Genomic DNA, 22,127 nt, shown 5'->3' on the forward strand with positions numbered 1-22,127 from the left:
TCAAGAACGGGTGGGGGTAGCGTTGTATTATGTGGTGGTGGGGGGGGCCACAGCTGTGGGGGCGGGGGGGGTCATAGCGGCGGCGGAAGTGGAGGAGGAAGCGGTGGTGGTCACGGAGGCGGAGGCCATGGCGGAGGTGGAATTTTGACTCTTTGACGTTCTCCAAAAATTGCGCGATGCGATGCGATGCGATCCGATTCGTTCTCGTTCGTTTAAAAAAATGCAATCGAATGTCCCGCCGATTTGTGGAAAAATAATTTCTCTTTGGGTCTCATTGTATAGAATACACAAAGGCGCTTTCGGCGATCGCCTCGGGAACTCGAATGGAACTTTCAGGAATGATTCGAAAAATCTATAAGGATCGGGATTATCTGACGCGAAAGAAAGCGGTTCATCTTTTCATATTCAACATCGCATCCATTCTCTTGGGGATTCTCGTAAATTGCTATATATGGATGACAAAGGGATATTTTATACGTCCCGGTTTTTCGCTCATGATGGTTTCTTCCATCGTATCCCTGATCTTTTTGTTTCGAAAAAAATTCGAAGTCGCTTTAAAGATCATTTTGATTACGAGTGTAGTGTCCGTCAGTGTGGGATGGTATTACGGCGCTTCCGGAGAGATCGCCGCCGTGGACGAGGCGAATCGAAATATCGTACTTGCGATATTTATAATGATCTTTCTCTACTTTACGAACGTAAAACAAACTTTCTTGATCGCACTCTATTGTTTATTTTTGATTTTTGCGGACGAGTTTTTTCAGGAACGAAATAACGGCATCGTTCACATCGCCGATCGGATTGCGTTGTTCGTAATGTTTTCCATCATCTCGATCATCGCGGTACAAACGTTGCACGGATCCGTTGAGGAAAAGAACGAACTGATTCAGGAAATTCATCATAGAGTAAGAAACAATCTTCAGGTTTTATCCGGTTTGGTGGAAATTCACAGCGGTTCGGATAAGGATAAGGTCGAGAACATTCTTTCGGATTTTCAGGATAGAATTCTCGCCATTTCACAGGTTCACAATTATCTCTATAAGTCCGAAAATTATTTCGACATCGATTTTTCCGAAGTGATTGAGGAAATCATCAAAAACCTTTCGGATAAATTCGATAAAAGAACGATCCGAGTGCGGGTCGAAAATTCCGCCGAACCCGTTTTTCTAAGAATCGAAAGCGCTCTTCCATGCGCGATGATCTTCAGCGAACTGATTTCAAATTCTTTGAAACATGCATTTCCCGTGGAAGCGGATCACGGAAACGTCAACGTGCTCTTTCAAAGAGAGGGAAACAAATATAGACTTCAAATCACGGATGACGGCGCGGGAATTTCCGATTCCAATTTATGGATGAAGCCGAAAACTTCCGGTTTTACATTGATTCAAATTTTAACGAAACAGATTAAGGGAAGTTTTCGAATCGTATCCGGGTCCGGATTTACCGCGATTCTCGAGTTCGGTAGTTGAGAAACGTCGAACCTGCGTTGATTCGATCGTTTAGAGGAGATGATCGATTACGATCATAATGTTCACCGCAAACAAATGAAGAATGGAAAAGAAGAAAAACTTTCTCGCGGATTGACGTTCCGGGTTTTGAATTAAACGATAGGAAAGAATTCCCATCCAAATACAAACCGATACTGTCGTAATCAAATACAACGGTCCCATCGAAGGTTCCAAGAAATAAAAACTAATGCAGGAAATTGAATATAGAATCGTGTAAAAGAAGATTGATTTAGCGGTTTGTTCGATTCCTTTTACGACGGGAAGCATCGGGAAGTCGGCATCCGAGTAATCCTCTTTGAGGAAAATCGCAAGAGCCCAGAAATGCGCCGGGGTCCATAAGAAAATCATTGTGAACAAAATCCAGGCTTGGATCGGTAAAGAATTTCCGATCGCCGCGTAACCGATCAAAGGCCCCACACAACCCGCAACTCCACCGATCACGATATTCTGAGTGGTTCTCGGCTTCAAAAGAATCGTATAAAGAAAAACGTAGGAAATCAAGGCCGCGAACGCACACAACGCGGTCAAAAGATTTACATAAACCGTAAGAAGATAAAAAGACAAGCCGGTCATTGCAAAGCCGACTAACGTGGCTTCGACGATTCCGATTCTTCCCGCGGGAATCGGACGATTGGAAGTCCGTTTCATTTTCGCGTCCCGGTCTTTTTCAATCACCTGATTGAAGATGAAGGAAGCGGAAGACATCAAAAACGTTCCGAAAAGAGTTACTGCGATCAAAAACCCGGAAGGGGATTGTTCCCCCGCGAGATACAAACCCGGAATGATCGTCGCCAATACGAGAGAGGTTACTCTCGGTTTAATCATCTGATTCCAATCGGAAAAGAAAGTGGAACTTGTCATCATACTATCCTGAAATTATCTTTCAGGCCTCCGTTCGTTTTCCGAAGTCAATGTTACGGCTCTGGAAATTAGGGAAAGATAAGAAGTCGTAAGAAGAAGAACCGCAAATCCGGTGTGAAGAGCGGTCACCAATTTCGGAAGTCCGAAAAACACATTCAGAATTCCTAAAATGATCTGCGCGACCAAAAGATACATGGAAATCTGAAGAAATCGTTTCGCGTTGGTCGGGAAATTCTTCCAAATCGAAAAGCCGAGTGCGATCGCAAGAAGGACCGCGACCGAATAAGCTCCAAATCTATGGATGACCTGAATTTTAACGATTTCTAATGGATGATCCGGAAGCCATTGTCCCCAGCAGGTCGGAAAATCGGGACAAGCAAGACCCGCGTAATGAGAACTAACGCGTCCTCCGAGAACAATCTGGGTCACAATTCCGATCAAAAGAAGAAAATAAAAAATATTATCTTTTCTGAATATGGTTTCGCTCTTAACAAAAATTTCCCTTTGATGAACCGCTTTCTCTCTTGAGTCGATCGACACGGTGAGGATCACCAAAAAGAATGCGATTGCGTTCAGCAAATGAAGATTCACGGAAGTCGGATCGAGTTTTAAGGTCACCGTCAATCTTCCCAAGTTGATTTGCGAAGCCAAAAGAAGATCCGCGAGCACCAAGTAGATAACGAATTCTTTCCTAAGGGTTTTATCCACAAAGGTCCAAATGGTAAGCCCTAAAAGAATCAATCCTATAAAACCGGAATAATAGCGGTGAGAGACTTCCATAAAAATCTGAAAGTCGAAAGTTGGAAATATTTTACCGAAACAAAAAGGCCAATCGGGACAAGCAAGCCCGGAGCCGGTCGCTCTCACTAAAGGTCCGTAGAGCAAATTCAAAAAGATGAGAATGCTCAAGAATAGGGAGATTTTATAAAACAGGCGAAATTTAGATGAAAGGTCCAAGTTAGAGTTCATTCTTTCCCGTGAACCCTCGCAAGAGGTTCTCAATTACCATACTCGGAGAACGGTCCTTAAGGGCAATGAAAGTAAAAATTAAATATTACTTCCAAAAAAACAGAATCATCCAATCCTGTCCTTGAATCTTTAAGATTTTCTTCTCTTCAAGAGAATGAGAATCAATTACAGGAGCCTTCTTCCATGGCACAACACGATTATAATAAACCAGGATTCTGGACGTTCATCGTCGTTCTTTTAGGAAATTTGGTATTCTTTACTTATATTTCTTTTTTCCATCCGGGAGTAAAAGAACATTCTCTCAATCTTCCTGCGAACATTCAGGCGAAGTAAAATCGGGAGTTTATTCCGGAGTTAAGAATCTTGATTTTCAAAAATTCCCTAATTTTAGGAATCGTTCTTTGCTTTTTCGCGACTTCTCTTTATTCGTACGATCCCGCGGCTCGGTTTGATAAGAATGAAAAACCGAAAGAGCTCGAAGGAGTCGGAGTTAAAGAGAAGTTGGGAAATCAACTTGATCTTTCTCTTTCTTTCCGCGATGAAACGGGAAAGCCCGTTCTTCTAAGTTCCTTTTTTAAAAAAGACAAACCGGTTCTACTTTCTCTTGTTTATTACAAGTGTCCTACTTTATGTAACTTTCATCTCAACGGAATTACAGATACTCTCAAAAAATTAAATTGGGAAGTGGGAAACGAATTTGAATACGTTGCAGTTTCCTTTGATCCGAAAGAAACCGCGGATCTTGCACAAGCAAAGAAGAATTCCTACATCAAAGATTACGCTCGCGGCAACGGAAAAGGTTGGCACTTTCTCACCGGAGATCAAAAAGAAATCACCGCTCTTTCCGAGTCGGTCGGATTTTCTTATCGATGGAATCCTGAGAACGAGCAATGGATTCATTCTTCCGTTGCTTATGTCATCACACCTTCGGGAAAGATTTCCCGTTATCTTCACGGCATCACGTTCGATGAAAGAACGTTGAAACTTTCTCTTTTGGAAGCTTCCGACGGTAAAATAGGGGATTTCACCGATCAATTTGCCCTTTTTTGCTTTCAATTTGACCCAGGCAAAAATACATATACTTTGTACGCTTATAATATGATGAAGTTGGGTGGTTTCTTCACTCTTCTCATTCTGGCGGCGTTCTTGATCCCATTCTGGATCAGGCATAACAGAAATTCCGAACTCATTAGGAAGGAGTAACTTCAAAAAAATGACCTGGTTGAACCTCATTACGGCAACAAGTTTCATGCCGGTTCAGGCTTCCGAAGTAGCTAAGAATGTAGATAATCTCTATGTCTTTCTACTCGTATCCAGTCTGATCTCCTTTGTCATTCTCATCGGGGGAATGACTTGGTTTATTTTTAAATACAGGAGAAAGACCGACAACGATAAGACTGCCTATATCACTCACAATACTCTGGCAGAATTTCTTTGGTCCTTTATCCCCTTAGTAATCATGATCGTGATTTTCTGGTGGGGCTGGGTAATTTTCGCAGACCTTAGAAAAGTTCACGATAAAGGCGATATCGAAATTCACGTTACTGCAAGACAGTGGCAGTGGACTTTCAAATATCCGAACGGTGTTACCGTTGTTTCTCCTAACGCGACTGAAAAGTTGGATACTCTTTTTCAGCCGAACGGTATTTACGTTCCCGTTGGAAAAACGGTTCGTCTTGTTATGACTTCTCAGGATGTTCTTCACTCCTTTTATGTTCCTGCCTTCCGGAATAAGATGGATGCGATCCCTGGACGTTATACTACTTTGACCTTCACTCCTTCGGAAAAGGGAGATTTCGTAGTTTATTGTACGGAATTTTGCGGAACTTCTCACTCCAACATGCTTTCCGCAATTCGTGTTGTGGATTCCGAAACTTTTGATAAATGGTATGCGGCCGCCGGTAGCGTGGATCTTTCTAAAGTTCCTCCTGCTGAACTCGGTAAAAAACTCTACGCTGAAAAAGCTTGTGCGGGTTGTCACTCGATCGACGGTTCTCGTCTGGTCGGTCCTTCCTACAAAGGTCTTTTCGGAAGCGCGAGAGAATTTGAAGCCGGTGCGGGTGTAAACGCGGACGAGAATTACATTCGTAAATCCATTCTGCAACCAACCGCTCAAGTCGTAAAAGGTTATCCGCCTGCGATGCCTTCTTATCAGGGACAGCTTTCCGATGACGAAATCAACGCTCTGATCGAGTATATTAAAACCCTTAAATAGGAGAGGACATGTCTACAGCAACTGCAAGTCATACTGACAACTACCTCAACCACGAAAAGGGAATCTGGTCCTGGCTCACTACGATCGATCACAAGCGGATCGGGATCATGTATTTCTTTGCGATTATGTCGTTCTTCCTTTTGGGAGGAATTTTCGCTCTTCTGGTTCGTATCGAACTTTTTACTCCGGGACAAACTCTCGGTTTCGTAACTCCGGACATTTACAATAGAATGATGACTTATCACGGCGCCATTATGGTGTTCATGGTAATCGTTCCCGGAATTCCTGCGATCTTCGGAAACTTCATTCTCCCGATTCAATTGGGAGCAAAGGACGTTGCGTTTCCAAGATTGAACCTCGCAAGCTGGTATATCTTTATGAGCGGCGCGGCGATCGCGGCATTCTCCCTTTTTACTCAAAAAGTGGATACCGGTTGGACGTTCTACACACCTTATTCGATCTCAAACTCCGTTTCCAACGGGGTGATCATGTTGGTAATGGGTGCGTTCGTAATGGGATTTTCTTCCATTCTTACCGGGTTGAACTTCATCGTAACCACTCATAAACTGAGAGCACCTGGAATGACAATGAACCGTATTCCTTTGATGGTTTGGGCGCTTTATGCAACTTCCATCATTCAGGTTCTTGCAACTCCGGTTCTTGCGATCACTCTTCTTCTGCTTGTTGCGGAAAGAACTTTGGGCGTCGGGATTTTTGATCCGACTCTCGGTGGGGATCCGGTTCTCTTTCAACACTTCTTCTGGTTCTATTCTCACCCTGCAGTTTACATCATGATTCTTCCTGCGATGGGTGTGATTTCCGAACTCGTGTCCACTTTCTCCAGAAAGATCATTTTCGGTTACACTGCGATTGCGTATTCTTCTCTTGCGATTGCGGCGGTTTCCTTCTTGGTTTGGGGACACCACATGTTCGTATCCGGTCAGTCCGAGTTTGCTGGGGTTCTATTCTCCTTCATCACGATGCTCGTGGGAGTTCCTACGGCGATCAAACTCTTCAACTGGATTTCAACGATGTATAAAGGATCCGTTCGTTTGGACGCTCCTATGTTGTTCGCAATCGGATTTATGTTTCTCTTTACCATCGGCGGTTTGACCGGCGTGTTCCTCGCATCCACAGGGATGGACGTTCACTTCCACGATACGTATTTCGTAGTGGCTCACTTCCACTACGTGATGGTGGGTGGAACGCTGATGGCCGTGATGGGAGCGATTATCTACTGGTTTCCTAAAGTTACCGGTAAAATGACTTCCGATCTTTTAGGAAGAATTTCCTGGGTCTTTATCTTCACCGGATTTAACGTAACTTTCTTCCCACAGTTCATTCTTGGAAACATGGGAATGCCGAGAAGATACTACGACTACTTACCTGAATTCACAAGCCTCAACCAGATTTCCACTGTGGGATCTTGGCTGATCGGAATCGGATTCTTAGTAGGTCTTACAGCCGTGATTCACGGATTGATCGCAGGAAAAGAAGCTGGAGCAAACCCCTGGGGTGGAAAAACCCTCGAGTGGACCATTCCTTCTCCACCTACACATGAAAACTTTGAAAAAACTCCGACAGTAACGGGAGGGCCTTATGAGTACCGCTAAGCACGCGGAATTTCACCATGCTCATCACTTTGATAGTGCTGAGCATCAGTATGACGCTTCTAAACAAGGAATTTGGTTATTCCTTGTTACGGAAATTCTAATGTTTGGCGCCCTCTTCGTAGGTTACACCATTTATCATTCTTTGTATCCTGAAGTGTTCCACGCAGGAAGTCATCACTTGTCCGTTCCGATGGGAGCGTTCAACACTGTGGTTCTTCTCTTCAGCTCGTTTACGATGGCGTTGGGAATTCACTACGTTCAAGTAGATAAGAAAAAAGAAGCGATCATCGCACTTGCGGTAACCGTTCTTTGCGCTCTTACGTTTATGGTTGTGAAGTATTTTGAATATTCCGCGAAGATCCACCACGGACTTCTTCCTGGAAAATTCTTTACAAACACCGAGATGGGCGACATCAAAAACGCGGCTATGTTTTTCGGTTTTTACTTCGTAATGACCGGGATTCACGGATCTCACGTTTTGATCGGAGCCGGACTGATCGTATGGGTCATGATCAAAGTGATTAAAGGAGAAGTGAATTCTTCCTATTACACTCCGGTTGAAGGTGTTGGTCTTTTCTGGCACGTAGTCGACTTGATCTGGATCTACCTCTTTCCGCTTCTTTACTTAGTAAGCTAAGGACGTAGTTCCGACCTGAATTGCGATCGAAAGAAAGCGATTTCACAAAGAAGACCCCGGCGAACCCGGGGTTTTTTATTTTCTTCCGGTGGCTTCTTTGTTCGTCGCTGGCGTTGTAGTTCCTACAATTTTGAACCGAGACGTGAAAATTCCTTCTCCCTTCCGTCGAAAAATTCTTTCCTAAAAAACCAAGCAATGGTCGGAACTCCGTCCTGTTGTTCAAACGAAGCATGAAAATACGATGGATCAACGAAGAAGTAAAACCGATTTCCGGCTCTCCTAAGTGGGTTCAGTTCACCGCCAAATATCCGTTTGTTTTATTTTTACCGGCCGCGGTTCTTTTCATCTACGCACATTACTGGAATCGATGGATTTTAGAATGGGAGTCCGGTGAAACCGAAAGTCTTCATCTGGGTTCTTTAAAACTCGCATACAATCTGTTCGGTCGAAACGGGGTCGTGGGATTTTACGTTCTACTCGGGGCTTGTTGTCTCTGGATTTTTTGGATTTTCGCGATCGGCAAACCCAAACGTTAAATCGAAACTTCTCTTCGTTTATCAAATTTTTTCGACGGAATTTGGGCATTTAAACCGATTCTTAATATAGAATCCAGGATTCCAATGCAGAATATCGATTATTCCAGAAGACTCAAACAATCTTCGATCCGAATGCCGGTCCGAGAAAATTCGGACTTTGATAGAACCATACAAACGGTCCAACATTCAAAAAAATCGGGATCACCGATTCAGATCTTTTCATCCACACGTTCCGCTTTTGTTTTACTCTTAGGATCGATTTCGCTTTTTACCGCGGGATTGGTTGTCGGACTCAAGTTGGATCAAAAAGAAGAAACCTTCGCACAGAACGAACTGCAGACTTTTAGAAACGTATCTTCTCAAGAAAAAAAGAATGAGAATGGAGGTCTGAGATCTTTGTTTTCTTCTTCGAGAGAAAATGACTCCGTTGAATCCTTAAAAAATCAGGAAACTCTTTCCAAGCTGAGTTCCAAAGAACCTTCTTCCGACAATGGAGCGAAGCAAAACGATTCGAAACTTCTTTATCCACCTCAAACCGGAGAAACGAATTATCTGGTCGTTGTTCCGACCTCCGATTCTTTACAAGCCGTCGAACTCGGGAAGAGATTGCTCATGGCTCGAAACGAGTTTAAGGGAAGAATTTTTCGTTCCTCAAAAGGTGAGTTGTATCTGGGATATTTCTATTCCGAAGATGAGGCAAAAGAAGCGCTCGAAAAAGTTCAACCTCTCAATGATCCTGCATTTCATTCCGCAAAGGTTCGTTCACTCAAACTTTAGTAGCCTTTTGGGATAATTTTGTTGACTTTCGCCAAATTTGTGCTATTTTCTTAGGCAGAGTTTTAACGGAAGTTATCATACTTACTTGGCTGCCAAAAAGAAAAATTCCGAGATCGAACACAAGGTAGGCGACTACGTAGTCTATCCCATCCATGGAGTTGGAGAAATTCTCGAAATCTCCAAAAAGAATATCCTTGGTAAAAAGAAGGATTGCTACGTTCTCGAAATCCAGGGTAGTAAGATGAAGGTTATGATACCTGTTGACAAAGCAGAACAGGTTCGAATTCGCCCTATCATCGATAAAAAAGAGATCAAGAAAGTCATCGCACTCCTAAAAAAAGACGAAGTCGACACGGAAGAAGACTGGAAGATCCGCTACCAAAATAACCTCAACAAGATCAAGTCCGGATCGATTTATGAGGTCGGAGAAGTCTGCAGAAACCTATTTCGTAGAGCAAATGGAAAAGAACTCTCTATTATGGAGAGAAAGCTTTACGAAAGCGCCTATAATCTTGTGAAAATGGAAGTTGCATTGAGCAAAGGTGTTACGCAAGAAGAAGCGGGGAATCTCGTTTCCGATGTATTGGCGAGCACCCTCTCTCCTAGTGAAAGAAAGGCAGAAGAAGAAGAGTAAAAAATTCCGCAAAAACTCAAATACAATTAAGGATTTGAGTTATGATTCATCTCTATAAAGTACTCACGTCTCTATTCCTCTCCGGTATTACCTTTGCGGTAACACACAAACAAGCCGGAGATCTTTACTTAGCCGGTCCTATAGCCGGAGTTGTCCTGGTAGTTTCCTTAATTCTTCTTTATGGAGAATCCAACCTTTTTCCAAAGCTCAAAGCCGACGTGCTTTTCTGCGCGGGTCTCGGGACTCTTCTCGGTCTTGCAATCGCATGGTTTATAGGCGAGGTCGTTCACTTTGAAGAATTGAACGTTGCACTTTACTTTCTATTTGCGCTTTTCGGAATTCTTGCCGGAGTCTCTTTCGCGAAAGAACCCGGTCTTGGAATTTTCGGCGGTGGCGGCGGTTCCGGAAACGGATTCGGAGTAGGAATCGAAAAGGAAGAAGTAAGAGATAAGATTCTCGATACTTCGGTTGTGATCGACGGAAGAATTTTAGACATCGCCGATACGCACTTCTTGGACGGTCCGTTGATTCTTCCTAACTTCGTATTGAGAGAGATCCAACTTATCAGCGATTCTTCCGATCCGATCAAAAGAGCAAGAGGAAGAAGAGGCCTTGAGATGTTGAACAAACTTCAACGCAAAGGTTCCATCGAAGTAAAAATCACTTATAAGGATTATTCCGATACCCGTGAAGTCGATGCGAAGTTGATCAAACTCGCAAGAGATACCGGCGGAAAAATCGTTACCAACGACTTTAACCTAAACAAGGTTGCGGAATTGCAGGGCGTAAAAGTTCTCAATTTGAACACTCTTGCGAATGCGTTGAAACCGGTCGTTCTTCCCGGTGAGGAACTTGGAATTCAAGTCATCAAGGAAGGAAAGGACGAAAATCAAGGAATCGGTTATCTCGAAGACGGCACTATGGTCGTAATCGAAAACGGCGGTCATCTCGTTGGAAAAGAAGTCAAAGTGACAGTAACTTCTATCATTCAGACCGCGGCAGGAAAGATGATCTTCACGAAAGCGAACCCAAATGGGGCTTCTGAGAAGGGAAATCGCCAACCTCATTCCTCTTGAATCGGTTGACTTTCAGCTTTATCGTAAAATAATTGAAATAGAATTCCCAAGGAGCAATCAAATGCAGGCCCAGACTCAGGTAAAAGGCTTGAAGGAACTCGGACTCGAACCTTCTGAAATATTCCATAACCTTTCCTATGACGAAATTTATGAGCATGAGAAAAAAAACGGAGAAACCGTAGTTTCCAGCAACGGAACCATGATGGTAGACACCGGAATTTTTACCGGTAGATCCCCAAAAGATAAGTATTTCGTAGATGAATCTTCTTCCAATGAAAACATTTGGTGGAGCCATATCAATTTCAAAGTTTCCGAAGCGATCTTCGACGAACTTTATAAGAAATGTGTTAATTATCTGAGTCACAAAAAACTCTACGTTTTCGACGGTTACGCAGGTGCGAACCCGGAAACCAGAGTAAGTCTTCGTGTTGTTTCCGAAAAGGCTTGGCAACACCACTTTTGCACAAACATGTTCCTTCGTCCTTCTAAGGAAGAATTAGCAGGTCTTGATCCTGAATTTACGATCATCAACGCATGCGGTATTAAGAACGAAAAGTTTAAAGAACACGGAATGAACTCCGAAGTGTTCGTAATTTTCAATCTTGCAAAGAAGATTTGTATCATCGGTGGAACCGAATACGGCGGAGAAATGAAGAAAGGTATCTTCTCCGTTATGAACTACAAACTTCCTTTACAGGGAATTTTGAGCATGCACTGTTCCGCAAACGTCGGTAAAGACGGTGACACCGCTCTTTTCTTCGGTCTTTCCGGAACCGGTAAAACCACTCTTTCTACGGATCCGAATCGTAAACTGATCGGTGATGACGAGCACGGTTGGGATGACAATGGAATCTTCAACATCGAAGGCGGTTGTTACGCGAAGGTAATCAATCTTGATCCTAAGACCGAGCCGGACATTTACGAAGCGATTCGTAAAGACGCTCTTCTTGAGAACGTGGTTTACGATCCTCAAACGAAAGTTGTGGATTATTCTTCCGCCGCAAAAACGGAAAACACGCGCGTTTCTTATCCGATCTTCCACATCAACAATATCCAAACTCCTTCTAAAGGAGATCATCCGAAAACCATTATATTCTTAACTTATGATGCGTTCGGAGTTCTTCCTCCCGTTTCCAAACTGAGCATCGAACAAGCGATGTATCACTTCCTTTCCGGTTATACTGCGAAGGTTGCGGGAACTGAAAGAGGAATTAAGGAACCGACTGCGACTTTCTCAGCATGTTTCGGCGCCGCGTTTATGACTCTTCACCCGACCAGATACGCAAAATTGCTCGGTGAAAAAATGAAGAAACATAACGTAAGAGCTTACCTTATGAACACCGGTCTTGTCGGCGGATCTTACGGAGTCGGAAAGCGTATGAACCTTCCTTCTACTCGTAAAATCATCGACGAGATTTTGAACGGAAACATCGAGAAGTCCGAGTTCGTGACTCACCCGGTTTTCCAAATGGCATATCCTAAAACGATCAACGGTGTTGATACTTCTATCCTCGATCCAAGAGAAGCTTGGGCCGACAAAGCGGCTTATGACGAAACCGCTAAGAAGTTGGGAGAAATGTTCATTAAAAACTTTAAGCAGTATGCTGAAGGTTCTAAGGACTTCGACTTTACCGCTTTCGGTCCAAAAATCTAAGATTCGATTTTACAATCGGTTTTTGATAAAAAGGAGATCCAATTGGGTCTCCTTTTTATTTTGTGAGAGGTCCTACAACGATTTGATTCAGCAACGATTGAGAATTTTCTTATGTCCCAATAACTTCGAAACGAAATTTGGACAAACAGTTCGGGTTTTTCGCCGCTTCCAATTCCCACTTGACACCTTATTGTGCGCCGCATAAAATTGGCGTATATTCTCAGTGTAGAAGACAGAGGAAAAAACTATGGAAAAAGAAATCAAGGAAGCGCTTAACTTTGCGATTGGAGCGGCGAAATCTCTCCGTGAGCAAGCTGACAGCATTCTCCTTAAAGTTGAAAAAGAATTCAAGGAACTTGCATCCAAAGGAGCTCAAGATCAATCCGAGGTTGCAAACAACCTTAGAAAATATATCGAAGAAGCTCTTCATTCAGTTGAAGGTGTTGCAGGTCAAGTCAACTCTAAGGTAGAGGAAGTTAAGTCGAAAGTTGGCCAAGGCGTTTCATCTGCAAAAGCTACTTTGAACGGTGCTTCAAAGTCTAAAGCAGACTCTACCACTAAACAATAATCGTTTTCCTTCCTGTGTTTTTACATGCAGGAAGGATTTTATCTCCCTTTTTTTCACACTCAATTCGTTTATTCCGAAAAAATAAACCGGAACATTCAAAAATTCTAAAATTCGAAGTCGTTTAACAAATCGGGAGCCAAGGTTAGGTCTAATCTCGCGATCAATCTTTCTTTGGCCGGAGTTTTTTCCACTTCCATCGGAATTTCAAAAGACGTATTCATCATCGCGACATTCGTATCGATTTTTCTTTGAACCAATCGTTTCAAAAGATCCTTGTGATTTTCGAACAGTTCTTCCGTAGAAATTCCTTTTTCAATGAAGGTATCTTCTATCAGATCGAGGGTTTTGTAATCGGAAGCGATTGCGGAATAAACGAAAGAATCCAAATCCATTTCACCTAAAAGATTTTCCCACAGTTTGGAACTTTTACGTTCCATGTTTCTGCATTCGTAACCTTGACAAATGGAAGACCCGTAAAAGGAATAATTCTGACTGAGAGGATCGCCGCTAAAAACGGGATGAATCATACATCCGATTTTTTTTCCGAAAGCGCCTAAGAAGGGACAGTTGTATGTGAGCTCGTCTTTTCTTACGATGGATTCTTCTTTTTTTTCGCGGACCTTTCTGTACTCGGCCATCGTCCAAGGTTTTTTAAAGTCGACGGACTTTTTAAATTCTTCCGTTCTTTCTTGGATTAATTTTCGGATCTCGTCGGGTTTTAAATCCAGATTGAAAATTCCGCAACAGGAACCGCATGAAAAATTACCCTGATCGGGTTGGCAAAGACTCAATAGATTAAAGATTTTGAATGGAGTTTTTTTCCGATTTAAAACCCGGGAAACTTAGCTCGAGATCCTTCGTTTCGGGATTTTCTATGACGCTACAAAGCATAGGAATGATCGTCATTCTATTCTCGTTGAATACGATCACCTTACCGCGGAACTTTTCGATTTGTTCCCCGATGTAATCCTGTTTTACTACGGGCGCGACCACCAAAGAAGTTTCGGGTTTTATTCCTCTGAAAAATAGATGATTATTCGAGTTTGTCGAAACGAGAAAGATGCTCGTTTTTTCCAATTCTTCCAATTCCATCAAAAGGTTTTCGTAGTAGTACTGAAATGAAATCAGATAACCGTCCGCGGAATCTCGGAGAATTTGACCTCGTCTATAAAGTTCGATCCATTGAATCATCTTTTGGATCGTATCCTTGTTCACTTGAAGGACTTCCTGGATATTGCTGATCAACGGACTGATCTCGAGCTTTCTGAAATCGGCAAGACATTGATAGATCAGCTCCCACCATTTTTTAACTTCAACGGCGTCGTCCGGATTATTGGGAATGTATTTTCCCAAAGAATGATGTTGATGATCGCTGAAAATGATCCCGCCGACGATCTTCGAAAATTCCTCAAAGGCAAGAATCAAAGACTGAATCAACTCGAAGGAACTTTCGGTTTCTTCTTTTTGTTTTTGAGTGAAGTTATAGTAAGAAGCGGCGATGTTCGAAGGATAGAATTTGGAAATGAGTGAAGGGTTGATAATCTTCTGAATCGGTTTTCCTTTTGTTGGATCCATCATCACTTGTTGATTCGGAATTCCGTGAAGCGAATAGTTGGTCCAAGTCAGGTCGTTCGTATCGAAAATTCTTCGTGCGTATTCTTTTGCGAGGAAGAGAGATTCTCCTATACTTCGATCGCTGAAAAGATAAGAATAAAACTGGATCGTAAAGTCGATCGTATTCTGGTTATCGATGATTTCCCAATTGGTTCCGATGAAACTTTTAATCCCGGACATCAAGAAGGCTCCGGCGAAATTGTTCATCAGGTCGGAGTTGAGAGTTCTCGATGCGTTCGAGTTCGATTGGCAAGAGTTTGAAAAAACCAAATCTGTATTAAACCCGGAGTTTTTGATTTCTCTTGCTTTGAGAACCTTTCCTTCCGATATCAACCATCCGTTTTCAAGAGGATCGTCCGAGAAGTAAAGATGGCCGGAGTAATGAATGATATTCTTCCCTTTGATCAAGGAAAGAAGTTTGAGTTTGGTTACTTGTTTTCCGCCGATGAACTCAATTTCCAATCGGGACGGTGAAACTTTTTCACTGAGAACCTTGAAGAGTTGTTCCCCTTCTTTTTGCGCCCATTCCAAATCCTCGGTCGGATCGGCGATGATGAGCATTCTCAACTTTTCCTTTTCTTTGAAGGAACTCTGGCTGGATTCTCCCCGAACCGTTTTTCCGATAAAGAATTTATCCGACAAAAAACAAGTTCCGTCGTGCAGGAGTTCCCACGGAATCACTCCGAGTTTCGGATCCATATTCAAGTGCAGATATTTTTCGGTCGTAAGTCGGAGTTTTTCTTGGATCGGCGCCGGGAAAAACTGATCGTAAAAAGTTTCTCCGAGGATTTTCAGCTCGTGAAGGATTTCGGTTTCGAGGGTTTTATGACTTACGCCTTTGGAGTTGACCGCATTGGAAACACGAACTAAATTTTCGATTTCCTTAATGTATTCTAAGATGAGATCTTCGTCGATCGTGGATTGAAGATGCGATTCCGAGCCGCTCCCCGAAGTATCCATGATGTTGAATACGTTTACGGTTCCGACTCTATCAATAATTAGGTTCAGCATGGTTCAAAATCCAGGGATCAGATTATAACACTGGAGTGTTTTTTCCAGAATTCTTTTTCTGCAGAAAATTAAAAACAAATTCCCTCACTGCAAAATCGATTTCGAGCAGTGCGGGAATTTTTTATCCGGAGATTCTTTCGGGTTTAGGCTTCTAACAGAATGAAAAGATCCAATGACTTGGAATTCTCTTTTCCCTGAAATTCTACCGTGTATTTTCCTTCTCTGAGTCCGGAGAAGTTCGCGATTCCTTCGTTGTTGAATTGATTCGAAAGAATAAATCTCGTGTCCTTATAAAGATTCACTCTTTGAAAGGAATCCGCATCGGGGGATTCTATCTTAACGCTTAGAAATGCGGTTTCGGGAGTTTCTTGAACCAATTGATACGTGAATTTGGAATTATCGAGAACCTTTTCCTCAAATACGACAAACTCGGAAGGGTCCTTTGTCACAGCGGAACGCATAGAAGGCGCGTAATCCACTCTTGTGTTAATTTGAAGAGATTCTACAAGACTTTCAAATATACGGGCGCCGGACTTCCCTAACTTTACCACGATGGATTCCTTAGAAGGGGATTTTCTCGCGAGTTCGAGTGTGACATAACGTCTGAGGTACTCGGGAACTTCTTTTGAAAGATAACCGCTGAGATCGGCCTTTTGAAGATCTATCGCTTCCTGAAGATCGGAAAACTTTCCCTTATGAGAGGCTTGGTCTAAATAAGACAGTGTTGCGGCGTTGATTCCCGCTTGGATCGACTCTTCCATTTGGATGAGTTGATTTTGCAGCTTTATATCTGTTGCCGCATTGGCTTCTTCTCCGTTTAAGAGTGAGAGCAGAAGCTCGTTTTTTTGATTCATTTCAGATCCCGAATCCATTTTGGTTCTCCAATATCATAAAAAGACGGAAAATTTTAAAAATCCAAATCACTAAAATCTAGCTTTTTCTGAATTTTTTCAATTAAACGAAGTAGAGTAACGCTTACGTTTCCCTCGGAAATTCCGATCAGGTCCGCAACCTCTCGATAAGGGGTTCTCGCGAGAAAGTGGCCTTTCTTTTTCTTTTCCAAAAGTTTCTTACGCTGTTCGTATTTCTTCTTCAAAGCGTGAGAAGTTTTGTCCACTTCCATAGGGAGAATCGGTGCGATCTTCGCCGTATTCTGTTGTTTTTCTTTTAGATCGAGAATATTCAAATAAAGAGACGTAATTTTGTCCTCCATTCTTATATTCTCTTCCTCTCGATTGGAAAGTTCCGAACGAAGATGAAGAATTTTTTCCTTAAGCGCGTCCGGAGAAAGCGCCGTTTTTTCCAGAAGATATTGAACTTCGTCTTCGTTTAGATTTAAGTAATAGATATAGGAAAGTTTAAAGATAACCCGTTTATCGACCCCGATTTCTTCCAAAGCCTGGTTGAATCTGTCGGAAAGTTCGCTCGCTTCTTCCTGCATTTCCGGACGAGTGTCGGGTTCGTCTTCGATCGTCGCGTATTCTTTCCCTTCTTTGCTGATTTTACCGAGGTTTGTGACCTTCAGTTCTCGTTTGGTTCTTTGCCAATCGATCAGCATGTTTCTGAGAACCGAATAGAACCAGGTTCTGAAGCTGGATTTGCCCTTGAAGCTACCGAATCGAGCTCCGGTTTTCAATCTTTCGAATGCATAGATAAAAAAATCGCCGGCGTCGTCTTCGCTTAGATGAAAGATTTTCATCGGGAAGTTGTATATGTCCTCCGAATAAATTTCGAAGAATTGTTTGAGCGCCTCTTCCTCTCCGTCTCCGCACCGAGAGACAAGATCCAGGGTTTTATCTTTTGACAAATTCATTTTGTATGAGTTACTTGCACTAGGGTTTGGGTCCTGAATGAAAAGAATTCTCTTTATCGCCGTCTGGACCGCGTTCCATCTGAGCATGGAAGCGGAAAATAATAAAGTAATAAATTATCTTGTCCCCGTCAAAACCGATCAGCTGGAAAACAAAATCACCTCGACTTTCGGAGAATCCAGGGGGGATCACTTTCACAACGGGATGGATATATCTTCCATGAACGAACCCGTTCTTGCGATGGCGGATGGAAAAGTTTTGTACAGCCGTTATGCGGAAGATCATCCTTTCGAGGACGAACTCGGAACCGGTAATTCCGTTTGGTTGGATCACGGATCGGGAAATTTTACGGCGTATTACCACTTGAAAGACGGTAGAATTTCGAAACTCTTAAAACCGGATCTGATCAAAGGCGGTGAAAAAATCGCGGTCACCGGAAATTCCGGTCACTCAAGCGGAGCGCACCTCCACTTTGTTGTACTTCGGAAATACGGTCTGGAAATTTTGGATCCTATGAAATTTCTTTCTCCGATTCCTGATAGTGCACTTCCGGAAATATCGAGTCTTCTCGTTCACGTAAACGGAAAGTTTACGAACATCAACGACGGAGACAATATCAATCTTTCGAAAGAGTTTCCTTTTACCGTTTCGATTGTCGACGCCGGCGAAAAAAAATCGCAGAGAAGGGGAATCACAAAGGTTCAATATTTTCTAAACGGAGAAGCTTTGCGTTCCGCCGACTTCGGTGCCTTACAATATTCTTCAGCGGAATGGAAGAATCCGGACGGTTTCTCCTTTACGAGTCTTTATCATAAGGATCAATATTTGGTCGGAAATCTGAATTTGAAATCGGGCGAGAATACGATCAAAGTAGTCGCCTGGGATTTCAGAGGAAACGTAAACGAAAGAAGTTTCACCTTTTACGTTAGTCGTCTTTGATTGAAGAATTCTTTTCGGTTAAGAATGGAAAGCCGATTGATTTTTTAGAAATTCGCGCGTCGCGCAGGCATCTTGCACCGCGCGCCGAATGATAATCAATTCATCATCGGCGATTTTTGAATCAACCGACGTTGCCCGCGACCTGATTCTTGTTGATCGCTTTGAGTTGTTCTCCCACCGAATAGAAAACGGAACGATCTCCTAAAAGATCGGCCAATCGAAAAAAGAGTTCGTTGATCGGTTGGATCGAATACGCGTCGTGCGCGCGGATCACTCTTTTCTCTTCCTCATTTTCCACGATGTGAAAGTAAACAGAAGATTCTCCCTTGTAACAAGCGAGTAACGCGTAAAGTTTAGGAATCAGTTCCGGGTCTTCCGTATGTCTTTCTTCGAGACGAAGATGAAGCGACTTTTCGAGTTTATCTTCGATCGTAGTATCGTCCAAAATTTCGATGCTGTTTACTTTGATCTGTCCGCGCAGTTCCGCGTCGCCGACCTCGATCTTATCCAAATCACCTTTGATAAAGATCGCTTGGTCTTCTTTTATGAATTCCTTAAATTTCTGATATACTTTCGAGAACGCGACACATTCGATTTCTCCGGTTCTATCTTCGAGTTTGAAATTGGCGAATTCTTCGTTTCGTTTACTGAGTTTGATGTTCTTGGAAGAAATCACACCCGCCACTTCGACCTTACTTCCTGATTTGAGATCGTCGAATTTTTCGATCGGGATAGTTCTAAGACTTTTTAGTTGTTTCTCGTATTTATCCAGAGGGTGGCCGGAAAGATAAAGACCCGCGACGGTTTTTTCACGTTTTAATTTTTCGTCGATTTCCCATTCGAGCGCGTCTTTCGGAAGATTGAGTGTGAAAGAACTTTCCGCGCCGCCGAACAAGGAGAACTGTCCTTCGTTGGCTCTTTCTTGTTCCCTTTGAGCAAAGGTAAGAATGGAATCCACGGATTCAAAAAGACATTTCCGAGTATAGCCGAAAGAATCCAACGCGCCCGCTTGAATCAAAGCTTCGAAAACTTTTTTATTGATCAATCTCGTATCGATGTTCAATGCGAAGTCTTGTAGGGTTTTAAAGTTTCCGATCTTGGTTCTCGCTTGAATGACGCTGTTTGCGGCGGTTTCACCCACACCTTTCATCGCGGAAAGACCGAAACGAATCGTTGTGTCGTCGATAACGTTGAACGAAACTTGAGATTCGGTAACGTCCGGGTTGAGAATTCGAATCCCCATCTCCCTTGCGTTGTTGATATACTTTACGATGTCCGTCGTTTTACCGTGATCGGATGCGAGTAACGCTGTAAGATATTCGATCGTATAATTCGCTTTTAAGAATGCGGTTTGATATGTGATGATCGCATAAGCTACAGAGTGCGACTTGTTGAACCCGTAACCACCGAATCTTTCCAACTGTTCGAATAGATCCTTAGCGACTTTTTCCTGATGTCCGAGTTTTACCGCGCCTTCCACAAACTGAACTTTCAGTTTTTCCATCATGTCGGCTTTTTTCTTAGCCATTGCTTTTCGGAGCATGTCCGAATCCCCGACGGAGAATCCACCGACAACTCGCGAAATACTCATCACCTGTTCCTGATAAACGGGAACTCCGAAGGTTTCTTTTAAGATCGGTTCACAGGAAGAAACGGGGTAGGTGACTTGTTTTTTACCGGACTTACGATCCAAGTATTCGTCCAACATCCCTTCACCCATCGGACCGGGACGATACAATGCGATCAAGGCTACGATTTCGTCGAAGTTGTTTACCTGACTTTTCGCTACCAGATCCGTGATTCCGGTGGATTCAAGCTGGAAGATTCCCAACGTATTCGCTTTTCTTAATAGAGCGTAAGTGTTCGAATCCTCGTACGAAATCTCGTCGAGATTGATTCGAATTCCCCTTCTTTGTTCGATGAGTTTTATCGCGAAATCCAGGGTTGTTAAGTTTTTCAGACCCAAGATATCCATCTTGATCAACCCAATACTTTCCAAGTTGTTCTTGTCGTATTGAGTTACGATGGATCTAAAACCGGGTCTTTCTTTTTCCGCAACCGTCGAAAGCGGAACGACTTCTTCCAATGGATAAGGAGAAATCACGACACCGGCCGCGTGTCTTCCAGGCTGGCGATAGTTTCCTTCGAGTCTTTGAGCGATCGCAAAAATCTTATGATTGATATCGTCTTTTTCGGAAAAGTTTTTCAACTCCGAAGAGGTCGTAAGCGCTTCCGCGATGGACATTCCCAGTTTGTTTGGAAACGCTTTTGTCATTTCGTTCGCTTCCCCGAACGGAAGATTCAAAACTCGCGCAACGTCTTTGAGTGCGGCCTTTGCCGCGAGGGAATTGAATGTGATTATCTGACCGACTCTTTCTTCTCCGTATCTTCTACGGATGTAATTGATGACTTCTTCACGGCGTTCCACGCAGAAGTCCGTATCGATATCGGGCATGTCCTTACGATCGGGGTTTAAGAATCTTTCAAAAAGAAGGTTGTGTTGTAGAGGTTCTACGTTTGTGATTCCAAGCGCGTAGGCTACGATCGAACCCGCCGCCGAACCCCTTCCCGGACCGACCGGAATTCCGTTTCTTTTTGCGTAGTTGATATAATCCTGAACGATCAAAAAGTAACCGGCAAACTTCATGTTCTTGATCGTGTTGAGTTCGAATACTACGCGGTCCTTGATTTCCGGAGAAAGGCTCGGGTATTTTCTTTCGATTCCTTCCCAGATCAGTTTTTCAAGATAAGAATCGGCGTCGTATCCGTCCGGAACTTCGAACTCGGGGAGAAGATAATTTCCGAATTGAAGTTTAAGATTTACTTTATTACTGATTTCTAATGTATTATTGAGCGCTTCGGGGATTTCGGGGAATAATCTGGACATTTCTTCCCGATTTTTAACGTAGAATTCTCCGTTGAATCCGAATTCCATCGGATCGGTGATGCGTTTTTGCATTCCGATTCTGAGAAGAATGTCCTGCGCTTCCTGGTCGTTCTTCTTTAAAAAGTGAGAATCGTTCGTAACTACGAGAGGAATCCCGGTTTTTTTTCCGAATTCGTAGATCTGTTTTGCCACGGTCATCTGTTCGGGAATTCCGTGGTTTTGGATTTCCATGTAGAAATCTTCCTTTCGGAAAATTTCGTTCAGCTTGCCCGCGAGTTGAAAGGATTCGTCGATTTTTCCTTCGAGAATTTTTCGGTTCACTTCTCCCGCAAGACAAGCCGTTAAACAGACAAGGCCGTCGCTGAATCTATCCAGAAGATCGTAGTCGATTCTCGCCTTTTTATAAAAACCTTCCGTATAAGATTTACTCGAAAGACGTATTAGATTTTTATAACCTTCTTCGTTCTTAGCAAGTAGGATGAGATGATACGCGTTTCCGTCCGCGATCTTCACCATTTCCGTTTCTTGTTTTCTGTTCGGAGAAACGTAGAACTCGCTTCCGATGATCGGCTTGATACCCTGTTTCATCGCCTCGTTGTAAAATTCCACCGCGCCGAACATGTTTCCGTGATCGGTCATCGCAACCGAAGACATACCGCAGTCCTTTACGTGTTGCATCAATTCTTTGATACGGATCGCTCCGTCGAGCATGGAGTAATTCGTGTGCAGATGTAGGTGGGCGAAATCCTGCATTGTAAGGGACATAATAGAATTTCGGCGAACTCGACGTCAAGAGTCTAATCGCTTAAAACCTATA

Annotated in this window: 20 protein-coding genes; 13 read left to right on the plus strand and 7 right to left on the minus strand. The window is 43.1% G+C overall.

Annotated elements, in window-relative coordinates; genetic code table 11:
• Nucleotides 1-323: 323 nt before the first annotated feature.
• Complete coding sequence (locus CH367_RS00005; RefSeq protein WP_100760480.1) at nucleotides 324-1,469, plus strand: sensor histidine kinase; 1,146 nt, start codon at nucleotides 324-326, stop codon at nucleotides 1,467-1,469.
• Nucleotides 1,470-1,499: 30 nt separating this feature from the next.
• Here the strand turns inward: CH367_RS00005 and cyoE are convergent, their stop codons facing one another.
• Complete coding sequence (cyoE, locus tag CH367_RS00010) at nucleotides 1,500-2,369, minus strand: heme o synthase (protein WP_100760481.1); 870 nt, start codon at nucleotides 2,367-2,369, stop codon at nucleotides 1,500-1,502.
• 15 nt (nucleotides 2,370-2,384) lie between these two features.
• The gene (locus CH367_RS00015) at nucleotides 2,385-3,338 is read right to left on the minus strand and encodes a COX15/CtaA family protein (protein ID WP_100761281.1); all 954 of its coding nucleotides are present in this window, start codon (nucleotides 3,336-3,338) and stop codon (nucleotides 2,385-2,387) included.
• Nucleotides 3,339-3,521: 183 nt separating this feature from the next.
• On the opposite strand from CH367_RS00015, the gene CH367_RS00020 reads away from it, so the two are divergent.
• From CH367_RS00020 to CH367_RS00070, 11 genes are all read left to right on the plus strand, one after another.
• Nucleotides 3,522-3,671: a hypothetical protein gene (locus tag CH367_RS00020; protein ID WP_100760482.1), complete on the plus strand. Its 150-nt coding sequence runs from the start codon at nucleotides 3,522-3,524 to the stop codon at nucleotides 3,669-3,671.
• Between the two features lie 30 nt (nucleotides 3,672-3,701).
• Entirely contained in the window at nucleotides 3,702-4,541 is an 840-nt protein-coding gene (locus CH367_RS00025; protein WP_100760483.1) for an SCO family protein, read from the plus strand.
• Nucleotides 4,542-4,551: 10 nt separating this feature from the next.
• On the plus strand, nucleotides 4,552-5,553 hold the full coding sequence (gene coxB / locus CH367_RS00030; RefSeq protein ID WP_208861961.1) for a cytochrome c oxidase subunit II: 1,002 nt from the start codon (nucleotides 4,552-4,554) through the stop codon (nucleotides 5,551-5,553).
• 8 nt (nucleotides 5,554-5,561) lie between these two features.
• Complete coding sequence (ctaD, locus tag CH367_RS00035; RefSeq protein WP_100760484.1) at nucleotides 5,562-7,166, plus strand: cytochrome c oxidase subunit I; 1,605 nt, start codon at nucleotides 5,562-5,564, stop codon at nucleotides 7,164-7,166.
• A complete protein-coding gene (locus tag CH367_RS00040) occupies nucleotides 7,153-7,803 on the plus strand; it encodes a cytochrome c oxidase subunit 3 family protein (protein ID WP_100760485.1) in 651 nt (216 codons plus the stop codon). Before ctaD ends, CH367_RS00040 begins: the two co-directional genes overlap by 14 nt.
• A gap of 230 nt (nucleotides 7,804-8,033) precedes the next feature.
• Nucleotides 8,034-8,339: a hypothetical protein gene (locus tag CH367_RS00045; protein WP_100760486.1), complete on the plus strand. Its 306-nt coding sequence runs from the start codon at nucleotides 8,034-8,036 to the stop codon at nucleotides 8,337-8,339.
• Nucleotides 8,340-8,423: 84 nt separating this feature from the next.
• The gene (locus CH367_RS00050; RefSeq protein WP_100760487.1) at nucleotides 8,424-9,116 is read left to right on the plus strand and encodes a hypothetical protein; all 693 of its coding nucleotides are present in this window, start codon (nucleotides 8,424-8,426) and stop codon (nucleotides 9,114-9,116) included.
• 85 nt (nucleotides 9,117-9,201) lie between these two features.
• Nucleotides 9,202-9,750: a CarD family transcriptional regulator gene (locus CH367_RS00055; RefSeq protein ID WP_010573325.1), complete on the plus strand. Its 549-nt coding sequence runs from the start codon at nucleotides 9,202-9,204 to the stop codon at nucleotides 9,748-9,750.
• A gap of 41 nt (nucleotides 9,751-9,791) precedes the next feature.
• Nucleotides 9,792-10,826, plus strand: coding sequence for a PIN/TRAM domain-containing protein (locus tag CH367_RS00060; RefSeq protein WP_100760488.1), 1,035 nt, complete (start codon nucleotides 9,792-9,794; stop codon nucleotides 10,824-10,826).
• 61 nt (nucleotides 10,827-10,887) lie between these two features.
• Entirely contained in the window at nucleotides 10,888-12,480 is a 1,593-nt protein-coding gene (gene pckA, locus CH367_RS00065) for a phosphoenolpyruvate carboxykinase (ATP) (RefSeq protein WP_100760489.1), read from the plus strand.
• 247 nt (nucleotides 12,481-12,727) lie between these two features.
• Nucleotides 12,728-13,048 (plus strand): phasin-related domain-containing protein, encoded by a 321-nt coding sequence (locus CH367_RS00070; protein WP_100760490.1) that lies wholly within the window; start codon nucleotides 12,728-12,730, stop codon nucleotides 13,046-13,048.
• A gap of 104 nt (nucleotides 13,049-13,152) precedes the next feature.
• Here CH367_RS00070 and CH367_RS00075 read toward each other — a convergent pair whose 3' ends face one another.
• From CH367_RS00075 to CH367_RS00090, 4 genes are all read right to left on the minus strand, one after another.
• On the minus strand, nucleotides 13,153-13,839 hold the full coding sequence (locus tag CH367_RS00075; RefSeq protein ID WP_100760491.1) for a hypothetical protein: 687 nt from the start codon (nucleotides 13,837-13,839) through the stop codon (nucleotides 13,153-13,155).
• A 4-nt stretch (nucleotides 13,840-13,843) separates the two neighbouring features.
• The gene (locus CH367_RS00080) at nucleotides 13,844-15,673 is read right to left on the minus strand and encodes a CHAT domain-containing protein (RefSeq protein WP_100760492.1); all 1,830 of its coding nucleotides are present in this window, start codon (nucleotides 15,671-15,673) and stop codon (nucleotides 13,844-13,846) included.
• A 143-nt stretch (nucleotides 15,674-15,816) separates the two neighbouring features.
• Nucleotides 15,817-16,545 (minus strand): hypothetical protein, encoded by a 729-nt coding sequence (locus CH367_RS00085; RefSeq protein WP_100760493.1) that lies wholly within the window; start codon nucleotides 16,543-16,545, stop codon nucleotides 15,817-15,819.
• 35 nt (nucleotides 16,546-16,580) lie between these two features.
• On the minus strand, nucleotides 16,581-17,486 hold the full coding sequence (locus CH367_RS00090) for an RNA polymerase sigma factor (RefSeq protein ID WP_100760494.1): 906 nt from the start codon (nucleotides 17,484-17,486) through the stop codon (nucleotides 16,581-16,583).
• 85 nt (nucleotides 17,487-17,571) lie between these two features.
• Between CH367_RS00090 and CH367_RS00095 the strand changes: the two genes are divergently transcribed.
• Complete coding sequence (locus CH367_RS00095) at nucleotides 17,572-18,423, plus strand: M23 family metallopeptidase (protein ID WP_100761283.1); 852 nt, start codon at nucleotides 17,572-17,574, stop codon at nucleotides 18,421-18,423.
• Between the two features lie 121 nt (nucleotides 18,424-18,544).
• Here CH367_RS00095 and dnaE read toward each other — a convergent pair whose 3' ends face one another.
• On the minus strand, nucleotides 18,545-22,063 hold the full coding sequence (gene dnaE / locus CH367_RS00100; protein ID WP_100760495.1) for a DNA polymerase III subunit alpha: 3,519 nt from the start codon (nucleotides 22,061-22,063) through the stop codon (nucleotides 18,545-18,547).
• Nucleotides 22,064-22,127 lie beyond the last annotated feature (64 nt).

Source organism: Leptospira barantonii (assembly GCF_002811925.1).
GTDB classification, from domain to species: domain Bacteria; phylum Spirochaetota; class Leptospiria; order Leptospirales; family Leptospiraceae; genus Leptospira; species Leptospira barantonii.